This is a genomic window from Brachymonas sp. KE5 (genome assembly GCF_057773645.1).
Genome location: NZ_CM173463.1, coordinates 1,585,555 through 1,601,135 on the forward strand (window position 1 = coordinate 1,585,555; position 15,581 = coordinate 1,601,135).

The following is a 15,581-nucleotide window of genomic DNA, read 5'->3' on the forward strand; positions in this document are numbered from 1 at the left end:
TTTGGCATAGCCATTCTTAGTAAGTAATCGTAGTGACATTGTTCTCAGTTTTGATTGTGTGTGGAGAGACAGTTTTTTCTTGACCCTCATAGCCACGACACACATATCTCATGTTGCCGTCTTTGAATGCAATCACGCAATATGGCGCAATGGTTGCAGACACTTGGATTGTTTTCTTGATTTCAGCAGCAGAGCATACAGAGACACTTGCCATCAATAGGAATGATAAAAGAGCTTTCATTGTCTTTTCTCCTATCAATCGTTCATGCAAGAACTTGGCAACCATTTTTTAGGAAATCCACCGTAAGCAGGGCAAGTCCAAATCAAGGTTCCACTACCACTCTCAACAGGTTTTAAGACAACCCAGTCATAGTTAAATTTCTTGCTTGCGTCAGGACCGTTCATGATTGCCATGATTTGACCGTCTTGAATTGCCCAAACTTTTGAATACTTGCCCTCTATTGGGAAAGTGTTATTTCTTAGCCCTGCACCACCGTTTGCCATGATTTCAGACAAGTTGCCGTCATTGGCGTATTGCTCTGAAATATCAACCTTTACTTTTTCCATCAAAAGATAAGCCTCAGCCACTTGTGATTTAAGAATGTAGTCTTGATAGGCAGGCAAAGCGAATGCTGCAAGGATGCCCACGATTGCTACAGTAATCATTAGCTCTATTAGAGTGAAACCCTTTTGTTTGTATCCTTTCATTTTTTTATCTCCCTTTCGTTATGTTTATATTCTTATCATACTAAAACAAAAAGAGAAATCAACAGACAAGCGATATCGACGAAAGAAATGCTCTTGATTTCTTTCTTGTTTTTCGTATATTTAAACTACAACTACAAAGGAAAATTCATGAAAGAGGAACAACCAAATTATCATGTGCTTGAAACGAACAAGCTTGTATATGCAATGCGTCATTGCGACTTTGAAACAATCAAGACAATTACCATAGACATCAGCGACGACTACGACAGACATTTAAGGAAAGCCACCCAAACCACAACAGAAATCTTAGCTTGGTGTTTTGAACGAGATGTCAAAGTAAGCAATCCTGCCTATGTCGTCAGCCATTGTGCCGAGGACGGAAAACCTGAATGTCTTGACTATCTTGCTAGAAAGGGCTTTGACTTGAATGAAAAGCAAGATGACGGCGACTATCCAATTTATGCAGCAGCAAGAGCAGGACGAGCCGAAAACATCCAAGTCCTAATCAATCATGGAGTTGATGCCAACGACCAAACATCTTTGATTGGAGCCATATGCAAGAATCGTCTTGAGGCTACAAAAATACTCATAGAGAACGGTACAGACCCAACAGCCAACAATGACAATGCACTCTACCAAGCGATCACATGGGGGCATGACGAAATAATCAGCCATCTCATAATTGAACACAAGATGCCTATAAGACCTGAGACAAGAGAATGGTTAAAGAATGAAAACCCTGACCATGTTGGAGTCATCCTTGCAAAGCAACTTACTGAGAAAAGAGACTTGTTTGAAAGACTCAATCAAAAGCCACCTACAGGAATCCAAACAAAAACCAAAGAGAAATCACAGTCTTTCAAACACAAGATTTAATATACAAAGCCCCAATCAAGGGGCTTTTTCTTTGGGCATAGCCCTTGATTAATCTTTCATTTTTTGTATATTAAAACAATAACTACAAGGAGATATTATGGAACAAGAAAAACTGAATGAGGCTTTTTTTGATGCAGTGGTAAATCTTGACAAAGAATATTGTCAAAGACTATTAGAGCAAGGGGCTGACGTTGAATGCTACAACAATCTTGCATTGCATCAGATGGTTGAGGACGGACATGAGGACATGGTTCATTTTCTCATTGAAAACAATGCTAATGTGAATTCAGTAAGAGGTGGAGACACACCGCTCTACACAGCAATCAATTACGGACATACAAGCATTGCCAACTATCTGATAGACAACGGGGCAGATGTCACAGCCGAACGCAATGCAGCGATTGGAATTGCATGTCAGAACCAAGACTTTGAGATTGTCAAAAAAATGATTTCATTGGGAGCCGATACTTTTACAGACTTTGCATCCAATGTCAGTTATGCAGCTATGCACTCAAAAGAAAGCTTGAAAATGGTTGTGGAGGCATACCATGAATCAGACCCTGAAAAGGGGCTACAGAAAGCTCTCTCTGAGTCAATTATCGGAAACGACAACCATATAGCAAAGACACTATTAGATTATGGAGTCAGCCCAACCATCAACAACGACAATGCCTTTTATCAGGCAGTTAAAACCGACAATAAAGAAATTGTAAATTACCTTATTGTTGACAAAAAAATGGCAATAAGTGATAAATCAATGGAATGGCTCAAAGACCTTTCTGACCCCTCTATATTAGGCCACGAATCAGAAAGATACCGCTATGCTCAACAACTTATTGAGAAAAGAGACTTGTTTGAAAAACTCAATCAAAAGCAAACAAGAGCAATCCAAACAACCAACAAAGACAAAACACAGTCTTTCAAACACAAGATTTAATGATTAAAGCCCCAATCAAGGGGCTTTTTCTTTGGGCATAGCCCTTATTGGAATCCATGCTTTGATAAATCTACACCCAAGTTCTTACACTTGATTTTGAATGCGTTAAAACAACCTTGCTTGATAGTCTCATTGGAACTGAAACTTTGAGCTAGTCTTTGCATGGGGGCGAATCTACTAAGACTTATCTGAGTGAACACGGCCATGAGTTCATCGTCAGCGGGAGTCCATTCACCACCCTGACCCGCATAGAACGCATTGACATCAGTGTTCAGCCTGGTGGAGTGTTCCTTGAACGGGAACTCATCCAGGTCATAGACCACACCAGAGGCAGGAGGGACGGCTACAGCCACTCTTTGCACCGCCATAGGCTCAGACACCACCACAGAGCCGCTAGACCCGCCCTGACCCTTTACGCCCACAGCAGCGGACGGAGGGACTACCCCTTTAGTCATGACTACTGGACTAGTTATGCCGAGAGACGGAACAGGAGAGGCTTTGGAGGCCAAGGCAGACCTTTGAGCAGCGCGTTTCTCAGTTGCTGTCATGCCCCCTTGCTGCACCTTAACGGCTCTCACAGCATTGGCTACAGACCTCACAAACATGGTTCTCTCAGCCTCAGACATGGCAGCAGACCTACAGCCTGCCTCAATCAAGATGTCTGCAATGACATCGTATTTTGATATGTCGTAGGCACCAATGACAGGAAACAGCTTTGATTCCCACATTGGCAAGTTTTGTCTAATCACAGCAGTGATATTTACCTTTGCAGTAGATACAACCTGCTTTGCAAATGCCTCAGTGATTTGCTCAAATGAAATAGAACTGAATTGAGGCACAAGCGAATCCATTACTTGCCCCCGAATTCATTCTTAGCACGATTGAGATAAGTGATTAGTTTTGGTTTTGAACGAACCACAACACCACCTTTCTCTAAGATTTCATGAACTACATCGATATGAGAAACACCTACAAGCTTACATAAAGGAAACAGTCTTTTTTCCCAAAGCTTGTAATGAACCCTAACGATTTCCATCAAATCAGTTTCGTTTTTTGTGATTGCAAGAGACTGCTTTGCAAGCTCATCAATCTTAGTTTCAGTTAATCCTTTCAAATCTACAGTCATAAAACACCTTTTATTGTTATTGATGTTATTAAAGCAGAATAACAAAGAAAGTCAATGTTTTTACATGCTTATTAGTGTTTATTCATTCATTTGCATGCTTATTCATGCCTTTTGATGTTTTTAGATGCTTTTGCATGTTTTCGTTATTTTCTCTCCCTTTTTTGCATGAAAGAGGAATTACAAGAACAAATCGACACTTTCGTGTCTAAGGTGGGCCTACAGCCTTGTATTTATTATTGAAAGCAAGGGAACCCTTGCTATTTCTTTTTATTTTGTTATCTTTATTAAATAGAAAAAGGATAACAAAATGACAGACTCATATAAAACAGTCAAAGTTCACTCAGAGATAGTGACTTTGGCGAAAAGAAAGAACATGAGCGTCAATGAGCTTTTCTATCATCAGAAATCACTCATTGACCAGGACAAGACCACCGAACAAGAAAACCAACTTGAGAGATTGCAGGCTCTTGAGGGAACCGTTAGCTCATTAGCAGAGGCTTTGAAACACCAACGCTACTTGACTGACACACAGACAAGAAAGATAGACGAGCAAACCGCCCTGATTGCTCAACAGAGTGAAATGCTGACCAAGCTTTTGAATGCCTATGGTGCAGACATTGCATTCATTCAGGCACTTAAAAAGGAGATAACAGCATGATAAGAATGAAAAACATAGTCGCTCAAGGTGGCTACAACTACAGCAAATATTTAAAGAAACAACTTGCCGAGGTCATGGAGAACGCTCATGTCCACAAGCAATACAACATGGCCGACTTGGACCCTGGCCAAGTCATAGCTCTTGAGGACGGCACCATAGTTCCCATTCAAAACCTACAGAGATACACCCGCATTACAGGTGCATTGTTTGACCGTTGGGGCTTGACCAAAGAGGGCTATTTAACCGACGCCAAGATTGACCAGGTATGCGCTATTGAGCTTGGAGAGGACGAAAGAACAGCAGGCCAAATCAAGCCGGTTCTACGCAATTACAAGACCGTCATGGGTGCAGAGGGCTATCCCGTTGAGGTCCACCAAAAGGACATCAAGAATGGCTACTACATTGATGAATACGGAGCAAAGATTCACTTTAAACCGAATGAGGTAACAACCAAGTCAGGGTTCAAAAAGAAAACAGCCATTGAGCTTGTTTTCAGTCATGACCAATCCTTTTCCCATGCTGGTGCATTGATGGACGAGGCTGACCAAGTTGAACTTGCCAAGCTTTGGATGGATTGTACAGAGGCAAGCTACAAGGAATGCTTTAACCAATACCTTGAGACATACCACGGAGTCAAAGGCGAAACAGGAGCCTCTTTGTATTTCCACAATGACGCACGCAGCGGCAATGTGCATCACCATGTCCATTTAAAAATCAGTAATGTCATTCGCCTTGAGGGCGGCACTGTCATGGCTATTGAAATGCCTGCCATGAGACAAAAGAATTTCCACCAAGCGATGGATGCCATGTTCAAAAACATGTTTGTCGCAAAGTGGCAAGAAAAGTTTGGCGAGAAATATCCAGTTGAGGCATACGACAAGGAACGTCAATCAATCAAAGCAGATGACAAGTTCCAAATGCAGGACATTGAAAATCATAGAGTGGCATTTACAGACGACATTCTTGAGGCCATCAGACTACGCAGCAAATCCAAAGAGTTGATTGACAAAGCAATCTCTCAACAAAAGCGCGACTGCTACGAAAAATCAGAATTGAAACGCATGGCGGTTCAAGAGAAATTTGACGCCCTTGAGGCCAAGTTGAAAGACATTGACTTGCCTACAAACTACGGCGTCATCGTGTCTCATGGTGCAGCACCATATCAAAACGACCCAAAGCAAAGCATGAGCTACTTTGTGGAGTTGGAGCTTGCAAACGGCAAGACCAAAAAGATTTGGGCAAAGGACATCGAGAACGCCATTGCTGAAAAAGACTTGAAAGTTGGAGACTTTGCAGGCTTTTCCCAAACAGGTGAAACACAAATCAAGGTCAAGGACGCAAACGGCAATTGGGTCAATGGAGTTAGAAAGTCATGGGAGGCCACTGACTTGAAAAACTACAAATCCGAGATGGAGGCTCTTGCAGATTTGGACGGTCAAATCAAAGCAATCAACAGAGCCGAGGAAAGTGCTTTGAGAACGATTGAAAGCCCTAAAAATCGTGATGCAGTATGGATGACTATCAAGCAGAAAAAGAAAGCGATTGGCAAAGAGCTTAAAGACGTTGAATTGCACAAAGAGGCAGTTCAGCTAGGTTCCACCATTAAGGATGAGAAAAAGCGCGGAGCCGTCTACATGGCAAAAGACGATGAGGCAATCTTAGACAAGCTTACCGACACAAATCCATTTTTCACAAAGTATGACTTGATTATTGAGCTTTCAAAACACTATGCAATGGGTTCAAAGGCTGACGAGATTGCAGAGCAAAAGCTTAAGGAATGGGCTGACACCGGCTCGCTTGTGTCTGAGCAAATTAAACCAAAAGAGGATGCCACACCAAAGAGAAAGAAAACTTTCTCAAAGCAGTCTGCACAGAAAAAAGAGGCTGAATATCCAATGCAGCACACTACAAAAAAACTAGCTCGCATGGAATACATGAATGTTAAAACCTCTACCAAGCTTGTAGAGAACATGACCTATGCAGGCGTGCAGGAGTGGAGACAGCATGTAGCTGACGCTATCAAAGCACAGCCCAAAGGCAGACGTTTTAACGGCTTGCAAGTGGAGCTCATGAAAGCCGTTGTAGAGAAAAACGGATCTCGCCTTGTGCTTTGTGAGGGGTTCCCAGGAACAGGCAAATCAACGGTCATGGGCACGGCCATTGAAATCTTGCAGCAGCAAGCAGGAGCAAATTGCCTTGTCTTGGCCCCTACAGGAAAGGTAGCAGCCTCAGCAGGAGTGGACACCACCGCGAACCACACAGGCACTATTGATAAGTGGCTCATGGACATGGATGCAGGTAAAGCCTCAATCAAAAACAACTCAGTCATTTTCATTGACGAGGCGGGAATGATTGGCACAAAGAACTATGCCAAGTTTTTCAAGCACATAAATAAAGCAGTTGCAGACGGCGTTGATGTCAAGGTTGTCTTGATTGGAGACACTAACCAAATCCAATCCGTTCAATCAGGCAATACCTATGCAAACATTATCAAAAAGAATCAAAGCTCAGTTCGCTACTTGAGAAAAATCATTCGTCAGAAAGACGAGATTTCTTTAGCCATTGCTCAGACAACCTCTTTGTCTAATGTTGCAGCCGAGGACATGGCAGCAGTCAAAAAGGCAGGCTCTCATGTGGAGCAATCTTGGAAAATGATTGAGGACAGCAAACGTCTTTTAGAGTTTGACACTACCTCAGAGAAAAATGAGGCTATGGCTGACTTGTATATCAATGACAGCAACAAGCTCATGGATAAAGCAATGTTTTGCTGCACCAATGAGGAAATCAAGGCAAGCAATGAAATCATTCAAGAAAAGAGACTTGCAGCAGGAGAGCTAGGAGGCTCTAGCTTTTCCAACCACGACGAGACATTCTTTGTGGGCGATAGAGTCATGGTCAACAAGAACAGCAAGGAATACAAAAACGGAGACTTTGGGGTAATCAGCAAAATCAATCCTGACGGTTCCTTTGAGGTAGAGTTTGGCGAGGGCAAAGGTTCCAAAATCAAAAAGATGACTGACAAAAACAAAGTCTCTTTGGCCTATGCAATCTCTATCCACAAGTCCCAAGGCTTAACAATCAACAACGCCTATGGAAACTTGTCAGCAAGTCCCGTAGCAGACCAAGAGCTTTGGAACGTCTTGCAGACTCGCGCCCGCTTTGTGACATTGACCGCAGTTGTGAAATCTGAAAAGGCCAAGGTGCTCGAGGCTTTCAAGAGGGAGAACAGCAAGGTCAACCTCTACGACATAGCTCTAGGACTTGAGGCACAGGCCAAGGCACAGCAGCAGGCCCCACAAGCGCCGGCAGTGACACCCGCACAGGTTGCAGCACTGGACGCCTCTATCCAGGCCACAAAGGCAGCTACAGCAGCGATACAGGCACCTATCCCTACTACCTCTACACCAGGCAGACCGAACCTCATGGCTGCACTACGAGGCAAGCTAAAGAGCTTTGGGAAAATCTCAAATGCAGTGTTCGCACCCCGCAAGCCACCAGTTGCGATCATTGTGCAGAGACAGGCAGCGGCAGCAGCACAAGCCCAACAACAGGCCAAGGCTCAAGCAGTTCAACAGCAACGCCCTACTCAACCTCAGCCACAACCTACACAGTTAGGCAAAGCTTTAGGAGCTTTGAAAAAAACAAAAGGCAAAGGCATGTCAATCTAAAAGGCCCCGAAAGGGGCTTTTTCTTTGCCTGAAATCCGACCTTTCCGCCCTTTTTTCCGACCTTAAGAGGATGGGTGGATTTCTCATAAAGCCATATCAATCAATGCTTTACCAAAGTTTTTCCAACCTTTCCAACCATCCTTGCCCTCAAACCTTTTACATTTCATTTTTTATTTTCATAGTAGTTTTGAAATAGATAAAGGTCGGAAAGGTCGGATTTCTACCCGCCAACCCTTATAAATAAAGGCTTTCAAACTTTCCGACGTTGCTCCAAAGGTCGGAAAGATGGTCGGAAAGGTCGGAAAGTTGCTTTATTCATCCTCTTGATTTTCTTTTTCTTTTTTGTATAACTTAAAAACAACAAAGGAGAATAGAAATGTCAGAACAAGAACAAAAGCCATCCACCCCCAAAGTCTATGAGAGCAAAGTCTTACTCAATTGGGAAACACCTGAGAACAATGGAAAAATCATTTTTCCAAAAAAGAACTGCGCATGCAGACGTTGCCCATTCATGGATTGGCAAGTTGTAGAGGTGGAGATGGAAAGAGACGACGACAGCCAAGAGCAGGAGACATTCACGACATTGGAGCTAGTCAACTACTGCCATGACAGATACAAAGAAACATGGGGCAGAGGATTGCCAAACATTCCCGACTGCGACGGACTATATAAACAGCCTAGAGAATAAACAAAGCCCCTTGATTGGGGCTTTTCTTTTTTTCAAATAAGGATATCGAGATTGTCATTGCTCTTGATTTTATTTTTCAATTTTGTATAACTAATATATACACAGGAGAACAACAATGACAAACGCAAACTTTTTCACACCAACAACAAAGAGACTATCTTTAATTGAATTATTAGAGTTCTACGGATTAGGCTTGAAAGTCATCAACTACGAGCAACAGCTACCCGAATACAAATTTTTCAAAAAAGGCGATAAGGAAATGCCTGCATTTTGGAAAAGATTAGGCTTTGCAAACGATGAGACTATTCATTCAACAACAAGCCATGCAGAAATGAACCAAGTCATTAAGAACTACATTGCTGCCCACTGCACCGATGCCAAGGAAATTGACAACGGAATCTATGAGCTTAACTACTAAGAGGCACCACCATGAACACATACAAAATAACAATAATCAAGGATGGTGTTTCAACAGTTCAGCACCAAAGCATTGACGGCGACATAGACGAGTTGCACATAGTCTCAATGAATGTCATCAGAAAAGAGCTTGCAGAGGAAATGGAGGCAATCCACAAGGCCAACAGCTTTAAGGAAAAGTATTTGCCTGCCCTTGTTTTCTTTGGAGCTATGTTTGGCATGGCATTGATAGTCTTAAACAACAGGGGCTTGATATGAACATACAACACCCTTTAGACATAGACTTTGCTTTTGCCTTTGACGAGAGCCAAGAAATCCTCATGGCAGAGACTCAAATCCTGAAATACACCGGCTATCTCAAAGACGTGGCCGAGCAGTTGAACATGCAAGTTGAGGTCAACCAGGTCAAGACCAACGAGGAAAACTTAGACCGCGAGGACAACGAGCTCTTAGACAGGATTGCCCCGCTCTATCACATCAAAGTCAGTGATGACGGCGACCTTTTAGGAGAGTTCGTTTTTGGCAGCTACAGCGCACAGCTTTATGAGAGCTTTAAGGCATGGGTCAATCACGACATACTTTTCTACATGAAAAGCAAATCGCTTTACTACGACTACGATTGCAAATTTCCTGAACGCTACACAATCAAGGAACTAGCCAAAAAGATTTAAGCCCTGCAAAGGGCTTTTTCTTTGTTCATTGATATCGAATGATATCGAATTCATGCCATTGCTCTTGATTTCCTTTTTCTATTTTGTATAAGTATATTAATACAACAGAAAACAGGAGAGTCAAAATGACAACCATATTAAACACCAACGTATCAGACATTGAATTCAACGCAGCACACGACGCATACATAGCAGCATTAAATTCTGAAATCCCAGGCGACTATGAGGAACACACCGACTTAGCAAGAGCATATTGGGGCTTAGGAGAAATGCCAATCGCAGCAGAGGAATCAGTAGCACCAAAAGCAACCGTCTTGAGCAAAGTAAAAGCTTTCTTTGGAATTTAAGATGGCAGGCAACTACCTCAAGCAATGCTTGAACAAACCAAGATAGAGATGGTTGTAAGTCAAACGGCTACAACCATTTTTTTCATTCCGACAACAACAACTAAAAGAGGAATTCATGAAAGCACTACAGAAATTCAGAGAGAACAAGATAGTCAAGGCATTGTTTTACAAGCCAACTCTCACACCAGACAAGATTAGAAAGGAGTGGGCATTAAGACCCATGAAAGCATTGCCAACACCTGGCATGTTTCGCCGCTACTCAGAAATCACTTGGGGCATGACAGCAGGGGCAACGATTGCAGCCTTGTTTTTGTCATCTGCATTGATATGGAAAATTGACGTTCCATACTTTGAGACACCAACACCATTGAACACGGTCTACAACGGCCAAGAGCTACACATTGACTCAAGCCTTGAGACTCATGTGCCTGCATGGATAAAGCTTGGAGTATTCAAGCTCACAACCCCGTTGCATTCAAGACTGACACCTGAGCAGCTTTATGAGAAATACCCTGACATCATGGGCTATAGCTACTACATGAGTCTCATGAGTCAAGCAGGCTTGACCTATCTGCTTTGGTTGAGATTCATCTTGATTGCAGCTACTACGGCTTTGGCAGGCTATATCGCTTTCTGCAACTCACACCGTTTCCTATTCAGAACTGAATTCATTATTGAGAAAGAGGGAGCCAAAGTTTATGAGGCAGAGGCAGCAGCAAGAGAAATCAGCAAACACTTTGCGCCTGACTACAAAATTTTTGCCGAGGAATACACCCGCTTTGCTGAGATTGGCGAGGGCGTCTATTACCCTGAATCTTTACGTAGAACACACTCATTCATCGTCGGAAATTCCGGCGCCGGTAAGTCTCAGATAGCAAAGCCTTTGATAGACGCCTCTATTGCAAGAGGATTGAAAACGGTCATTCTTGACCCAGGCAGTGAGTGGACAAAGTATTTGTTCAATGAGAACGACCCAAGTATCGCATTGATAGACCCTTTGGATGCTCGCTCACATGTTTGGACATTCATGCAGGACTTAAAAGGTATCGGCATGATTACAAAATTTGTGGCAAGTGTTATCCCCTCAGCAGGCAAAGATCCTATGTGGGCCAATGCAGCGAGAATGGTCAATACAGCCTTGTTCCTATTCTTGAAAGAGACATACGGAGACGACACCACATTCCAAGACGTTGCAGACGCCGTGCAATTGAGCGACGAGCAGATTGCCTACATCGTTGATAAGTTCTATCCACATGCGACAAGACTTGTGGGCGAGCTCACAGACGAGGGCATTGAGCAGAACCAAACCGTCAGCGGCATTATGATTAACATGATTTCATTCATGGAATATTTCATGGACTTAGCCCGCTTTTGGAACAAGCCCACAAGTAAGCAAATCAGCTTGTATAGGTTCATGACTGAAAAGGACTATCCAATCAAGACAATCATCATTAGACCTAGCTTGTCTGAGGAACGTATGGCTTTGGGAATAACCGCCAATGTGCTTGCTTACCTTATGAATTTCATTAAGGAGCCTGAGCTTTATGGAGATAAGAAAGTCCCTGTTGGAAATTTCTTTTTGGACGAGTTTCAAAGTGTAGGGCGCATTGACGACCACACAGGAAATCCAGTCATGCAAGCTCCAATTCAGCAAGGCCGAAAATATGGATGGGGCTTGAGCATGTTGACCCAAACCATACCCGAGGCAGAGCGTATCTATGGAAAAGAAACCATAGCAGGATGGAGAGGAACCGTTGGCACTCAAATTCTTGCAGGCGCACCATTGGACGAGAATATCAATTCTTGGATCAACGGTTTTGGTGACAAAAAGATTGAGAAATTCCACCTTTCACAAAGCACTGCAAGCAATGGCGATGTTTCTTACTCAGGTAATTGGCAAGAGCACGTTGGCAAAGCAATGGTGGCTACTGAACTCACTAGCAAGCTACGCAACGAGGACCCTTACATTAAATATCTTTGCATTCCTACTGGCGCAAAGGACTTGTATTTCTTGAGAAAGGAATACGACCACATAGGCGATGTTTATCCATCATTTATTAGAGCAAGTCAGCAGCACAACAGAATCAAAGACACATCAAGAGTTCTACTTGCTGCAACTGCCATAGCAAAAGGAAAAGAGCCTCAGCCTTTGGCAACAACACCAAACATAGCCGACAAATACAAGGAGCTTGCTCAGGAGTATGCAGACTTAGACGACTTGCCACCAATGGACAGTGAGCCGGTTGACATGCCTAGCTATGACACAGAAACCACCTTGAACAGAAAATTTGCCAAAGAATACGACATCACCCCAAGTCATGACGAGCAAGAGGACTCCCTTGAGGGAGACATGGTTAAAGACAAAGTGATTGAGCTCATGACTGACTCACATGCCATCAATGCCTTAAGACAGCTTTGGGAGCTTTTGGCCTCCAGTCAAAAAAGAGTCAAGACAACGAACCTTTATGAAAAAGCAGCCTTTGAACAAAAGAAACGCTACAACAATTCATACACAGGATTGGCTCTTAAGAAAGAGAAAGAAACCACCTAAATAAAGCCCCTTGATTGGGGCTTTTTCTTTTCTCAACACTTGATTTTGTCTTTGTTTTTTGTATATTAAATTTATACATCAAAGGAGACAATATGGAAACCAAAAATGAATTCCAAGAGTTATTGGATAGACTATTAAAAGAACAGGAGGAAAAACTTACCAAGCAGTTCCAAAAGGAAAAGCAAGCGTTGGCCTCTCAGTATGAACAAAGAGAAAAAGAGTGGTCATCATTATTTGAGGCTCAAACAAATGTCGTAGCAAGCCACGTGGCCGAACACATTGGCAAAGAGGTAGTTCAGAGCTACACCGCTAGATTTGGTGCAGACGCCGAGGCGACACAGCACGCCAAGGACATTCCTTACCAAGAGCATGCGCAGGTAGCAGCACAGTTCTTGAAAGCAGATGGCCAGGTCATGACTGCTGACGAGTTCGCAGCCAAGCACACCTCTACATGGGACGAGTTCAACGCTATGGGCGGCTTGACCACCTCTACCCCTACACAGGAGCTTGACCCTTTCCTAGAGCCTGCTGGACCTGTTGCGGCGCCAACCCTTGACCAAGACACCAAGGACGTGATGGCAGCGATTGACTACCAGGTGCAGAACTACAGCTTTGAGGACAATTTCCCCGTTGAGCCTGCCCCTACAGCTTTCAGCAAGGCACGAGCTCAAGGAGTCATTGGGGCCATGAGATCCACCCACGGCACAGAGACACCTACCCCAAGCCCTACAGCCTCTCAAAAGGCACCTACAGCGGCCAAGGAACAGGTTGCAGCAGTGACAGAGCCAACAACCCCTATGACCAAGCAGGACACAGAGCAATCAAGCTCTATCACTGCGGAAATGCTTGCAGCGACACAGGAGGCGTCAACTTTCATGGCCGACGCCAATTTCATTTTGAGAAACCAAGGCTTTGGGACTATCACTGAATACCGCACCATGTCTCCAAACGACAAGAGCCTTAGCTATGAGGCCATGATGGAGGAAACAGGCAAGGAAAAATTCAATGTCTCAGGAAACTCCCGCGAGCTTGTGAACTACTTTGACAAGGTAAGAAATTTTGGTTTTGCAGGAAAGACAGCACAGGAACACAGAGCCAAGGCCATTGAAAAGAACGATGTGCAAGAGTGGTTAAACAGCTTTCAACCTGCAAGGCAGGCAATGAACGAGGCTCATGAGTCTGAAAAGAAATTGATGCCTTTCAATGCGACTGACAAAGAGGTAGAGCAAATGAATCTCAAGCACAAGTTTGAGAAAGCATTCTTTGACTACCATGAGAAAAAAGAAATCTCCAAAGCACCTCAGTATTTCAAGAATGAGTTTTTAGACAGTGTTCCGAACCTTGGATATGTGACAAAGCAGGACGAAAAGGAACTACACAATCTTTTCAAAGACTATTCTGCACACAGACAAGGCAAGACATGGAAACACGTCTATGCAAGCAATGACCAAGACCCAAGCTCACCACAAAGAATGAGCAGAGACGCAATCGTTGCAGCCATGCAGAGAAATCAAGAGATAAGAAATGCAATCAAAACCGATAGCTCAATCAAGATTATCAAGTCACCAAAGACCAGACAGATTGAGAGAAAAATCAAAGCAATGCGAACCATGTAAAAAAGAAAGCCCCTGACAAGGGGCTTTTTCTTTGGGTGGAATGCTTTAAATGAAATGCAATAGCTTGAACACCAAGATAGCTCCACCAAACACAACAAAATCTCTGACCAATCTTTTAATGCTGAACAAGTCATTGGACTCAACGGCATTGTCTAAGTTGGCAGTTTTCTTTTTCACATGCTCAAGATATTTATTCAAGTGATGGCCGATTGGCTCTTTAACACTTTTCTTTAATTCGTCCTTGATGATATTGACACCAACCTCAACCAACATTTTTTGCAACTCAACCTCAAGCTCTTTCTTGATAGCCTCAACTGCATTCTTAATATCCATGACACTGTTGTATTTTTCGTCAGCTACTTGTTGGAGCATTTTTGAGACTGCACTATCAATGTAAGAGGAAACATTGTCTACAAGATTGACGGTAGTTGTATTGAGTTTTGCCACTTGCTCATTGGTTGATTGAACAGTGGCACCTACGGCAGTGTTTAGCTTATCAATGGCTTGATTGACCTTGCTTTCAATAGCATTCTCAAGCTCTTGACGGAACCCCTCAAAGGCAGCAATCACACCTTGAACTCTTTGAGCAATTTCCTCAGCACTATCTTTCATCTGCCCTGCTACTGCATCAGCATATAAAGCAGCATTGTATTGAATAAGAATAATAGGCTCTAAGGTTTGATTGCCAATAATCTCATGCTTTTCTAAATACTTGAGAAATTCAAATCTTTCCCTCTCAGGCAGACTTGCTAATACATCGTGCAAGTTTGCAAACACCTGCTTTGTTAATCTTTGATTGTCCATTTTTATTTTTTCTCCTGTTTGTCTATTGATTTTTGATAAATCTTTTTGTATAACTTGAATATACAAAATTTAAAAACAAAATCAAGACCATCAATTACAAAGGAGAAAATAAATGGCAAAACTAACTTTAAAGAAATTAGCAACCGAATTAAACGCAAACAACATTGAATGCGAAATCGGCAAGAACGTAGATAAGATTTTCTTAGCCAATATCAAAGAGGGCTACATGGCTTATATCTTTGAGGGCGATCATGGATTTATCTTGATTGTTCGTTTAAGAGACGAGAACAACAAGGCAATAGATTTCAAGACCTACTCTGACGAACAAAAAGCAAAGTGCGACGAATACAAAGACCAACTTGTCTCTGAATTGAACGAGGCTGAAATTTACGAGTTCAAAGGAACCAAGAAAAAAGAGGTAGTAGCACCTCAACCAACCACAGACGACATTTCAGACGAGGATTTGCTAAACGGCGATTTCTTTAACGAAAAATAATCACAACAACAGGAGACA

17 protein-coding genes are annotated in these 15,581 nt (G+C 42.9%); 12 read left to right on the forward strand and 5 right to left on the reverse strand.

The annotated features are described in order from the left end of the window. Positions 1-16: 16 nt before the first annotated feature. Both ACX36O_RS07540 and ACX36O_RS07545 read right to left on the reverse strand, forming a co-directional pair. Positions 17-286 carry a hypothetical protein gene (locus ACX36O_RS07540; RefSeq protein WP_488360245.1) on the reverse strand — a complete coding sequence of 90 codons (270 nt, stop codon included), beginning with the start codon at positions 284-286 and terminating at the stop codon, positions 17-19. Continuing rightward, a complete protein-coding gene (locus ACX36O_RS07545; RefSeq protein ID WP_488359603.1) occupies positions 256-708 on the reverse strand; it encodes a pilin in 453 nt (150 codons plus the stop codon). Before ACX36O_RS07545 ends, ACX36O_RS07540 begins: the two co-directional genes overlap by 31 nt. 147 nt (positions 709-855) lie before the next feature. Here ACX36O_RS07545 and ACX36O_RS07550 point away from each other — a divergent pair, with 147 nt between their 5' ends. Then, positions 856-1,584, forward strand: a complete 729-nt coding sequence (locus tag ACX36O_RS07550; protein WP_488359604.1) for an ankyrin repeat domain-containing protein — start codon at positions 856-858, stop codon at positions 1,582-1,584. Positions 1,585-1,681: 97 nt separating this feature from the next. Beyond that, on the forward strand, positions 1,682-2,521 hold the full coding sequence (locus ACX36O_RS07555; RefSeq protein WP_488359605.1) for an ankyrin repeat domain-containing protein: 840 nt from the start codon (positions 1,682-1,684) through the stop codon (positions 2,519-2,521). Positions 2,522-2,565: 44 nt separating this feature from the next. Here ACX36O_RS07555 and ACX36O_RS07560 read toward each other — a convergent pair whose 3' ends face one another. Together ACX36O_RS07560 and ACX36O_RS07565 are read right to left on the reverse strand one after the other, a co-directional pair. Beyond that, positions 2,566-3,372: a hypothetical protein gene (locus tag ACX36O_RS07560; RefSeq protein ID WP_488359606.1), complete on the reverse strand. Its 807-nt coding sequence runs from the start codon at positions 3,370-3,372 to the stop codon at positions 2,566-2,568. Further along, positions 3,372-3,647, reverse strand: coding sequence for a hypothetical protein (locus ACX36O_RS07565; protein ID WP_488359607.1), 276 nt, complete (start codon positions 3,645-3,647; stop codon positions 3,372-3,374). The genes ACX36O_RS07560 and ACX36O_RS07565 overlap by 1 nt, the downstream gene beginning before the upstream one ends. Before the next feature lie 307 nt (positions 3,648-3,954). Here ACX36O_RS07565 and ACX36O_RS07570 point away from each other — a divergent pair, with 307 nt between their 5' ends. From ACX36O_RS07570 to ACX36O_RS07610, 9 genes are all read left to right on the forward strand, one after another. Continuing rightward, positions 3,955-4,305 (forward strand): hypothetical protein, encoded by a 351-nt coding sequence (locus ACX36O_RS07570; RefSeq protein ID WP_488359608.1) that lies wholly within the window; start codon positions 3,955-3,957, stop codon positions 4,303-4,305. A gap of 5 nt (positions 4,306-4,310) precedes the next feature. Continuing rightward, on the forward strand, positions 4,311-7,973 hold the full coding sequence (locus ACX36O_RS07575) for an ATP-dependent DNA helicase (protein ID WP_488359609.1): 3,663 nt from the start codon (positions 4,311-4,313) through the stop codon (positions 7,971-7,973). 376 nt (positions 7,974-8,349) lie between these two features. Continuing rightward, positions 8,350-8,661, forward strand: coding sequence for a hypothetical protein (locus tag ACX36O_RS07580; protein ID WP_488359610.1), 312 nt, complete (start codon positions 8,350-8,352; stop codon positions 8,659-8,661). 115 nt (positions 8,662-8,776) lie between these two features. Next, positions 8,777-9,079, forward strand: a complete 303-nt coding sequence (locus tag ACX36O_RS07585) for a hypothetical protein (RefSeq protein WP_488359611.1) — start codon at positions 8,777-8,779, stop codon at positions 9,077-9,079. Positions 9,080-9,090: 11 nt separating this feature from the next. Further along, the gene (locus ACX36O_RS07590; RefSeq protein ID WP_241170387.1) at positions 9,091-9,336 is read left to right on the forward strand and encodes a hypothetical protein; all 246 of its coding nucleotides are present in this window, start codon (positions 9,091-9,093) and stop codon (positions 9,334-9,336) included. Next, on the forward strand, positions 9,333-9,749 hold the full coding sequence (locus tag ACX36O_RS07595) for a hypothetical protein (RefSeq protein WP_488359612.1): 417 nt from the start codon (positions 9,333-9,335) through the stop codon (positions 9,747-9,749). The genes ACX36O_RS07590 and ACX36O_RS07595 overlap by 4 nt, the downstream gene beginning before the upstream one ends. A gap of 125 nt (positions 9,750-9,874) precedes the next feature. Continuing rightward, positions 9,875-10,096: a hypothetical protein gene (locus ACX36O_RS07600; protein WP_241170389.1), complete on the forward strand. Its 222-nt coding sequence runs from the start codon at positions 9,875-9,877 to the stop codon at positions 10,094-10,096. Between the two features lie 115 nt (positions 10,097-10,211). Next, on the forward strand, positions 10,212-12,647 hold the full coding sequence (locus tag ACX36O_RS07605; protein ID WP_488359613.1) for a type IV secretory system conjugative DNA transfer family protein: 2,436 nt from the start codon (positions 10,212-10,214) through the stop codon (positions 12,645-12,647). 92 nt (positions 12,648-12,739) lie between these two features. After that, positions 12,740-14,263, forward strand: a complete 1,524-nt coding sequence (locus ACX36O_RS07610; protein ID WP_488359614.1) for a hypothetical protein — start codon at positions 12,740-12,742, stop codon at positions 14,261-14,263. A 45-nt stretch (positions 14,264-14,308) separates the two neighbouring features. Here the strand turns inward: ACX36O_RS07610 and ACX36O_RS07615 are convergent, their stop codons facing one another. Continuing rightward, positions 14,309-15,133, reverse strand: coding sequence for a hypothetical protein (locus ACX36O_RS07615; RefSeq protein ID WP_488359615.1), 825 nt, complete (start codon positions 15,131-15,133; stop codon positions 14,309-14,311). A gap of 46 nt (positions 15,134-15,179) precedes the next feature. Between ACX36O_RS07615 and ACX36O_RS07620 the strand changes: the two genes are divergently transcribed. Next, positions 15,180-15,563 (forward strand): hypothetical protein, encoded by a 384-nt coding sequence (locus tag ACX36O_RS07620; RefSeq protein WP_241170393.1) that lies wholly within the window; start codon positions 15,180-15,182, stop codon positions 15,561-15,563. Positions 15,564-15,581: the final 18 nt, after the last annotated feature.

Coding starts and splice junctions, on each gene's coding strand:
- ACX36O_RS07540 (WP_488360245.1), bottom strand. CDS start 286: ATGGTTGCCAAGTTCTTGCATGAACGATTGATAGGAGAAAAGACAATG.
- ACX36O_RS07545 (WP_488359603.1), bottom strand. CDS start 708: ATGAAAGGATACAAACAAAAGGGTTTCACTCTAATAGAGCTAATGATT.
- ACX36O_RS07550 (WP_488359604.1), top strand. CDS start 856: ATGAAAGAGGAACAACCAAATTATCATGTGCTTGAAACGAACAAGCTT.
- ACX36O_RS07555 (WP_488359605.1), top strand. CDS start 1,682: ATGGAACAAGAAAAACTGAATGAGGCTTTTTTTGATGCAGTGGTAAAT.
- ACX36O_RS07560 (WP_488359606.1), bottom strand. CDS start 3,372: ATGGATTCGCTTGTGCCTCAATTCAGTTCTATTTCATTTGAGCAAATC.
- ACX36O_RS07565 (WP_488359607.1), bottom strand. CDS start 3,647: ATGACTGTAGATTTGAAAGGATTAACTGAAACTAAGATTGATGAGCTT.
- ACX36O_RS07570 (WP_488359608.1), top strand. CDS start 3,955: ATGACAGACTCATATAAAACAGTCAAAGTTCACTCAGAGATAGTGACT.
- ACX36O_RS07575 (WP_488359609.1), top strand. CDS start 4,311: ATGAAAAACATAGTCGCTCAAGGTGGCTACAACTACAGCAAATATTTA.
- ACX36O_RS07580 (WP_488359610.1), top strand. CDS start 8,350: ATGTCAGAACAAGAACAAAAGCCATCCACCCCCAAAGTCTATGAGAGC.
- ACX36O_RS07585 (WP_488359611.1), top strand. CDS start 8,777: ATGACAAACGCAAACTTTTTCACACCAACAACAAAGAGACTATCTTTA.
- ACX36O_RS07590 (WP_241170387.1), top strand. CDS start 9,091: ATGAACACATACAAAATAACAATAATCAAGGATGGTGTTTCAACAGTT.
- ACX36O_RS07595 (WP_488359612.1), top strand. CDS start 9,333: ATGAACATACAACACCCTTTAGACATAGACTTTGCTTTTGCCTTTGAC.
- ACX36O_RS07600 (WP_241170389.1), top strand. CDS start 9,875: ATGACAACCATATTAAACACCAACGTATCAGACATTGAATTCAACGCA.
- ACX36O_RS07605 (WP_488359613.1), top strand. CDS start 10,212: ATGAAAGCACTACAGAAATTCAGAGAGAACAAGATAGTCAAGGCATTG.
- ACX36O_RS07610 (WP_488359614.1), top strand. CDS start 12,740: ATGGAAACCAAAAATGAATTCCAAGAGTTATTGGATAGACTATTAAAA.
- ACX36O_RS07620 (WP_241170393.1), top strand. CDS start 15,180: ATGGCAAAACTAACTTTAAAGAAATTAGCAACCGAATTAAACGCAAAC.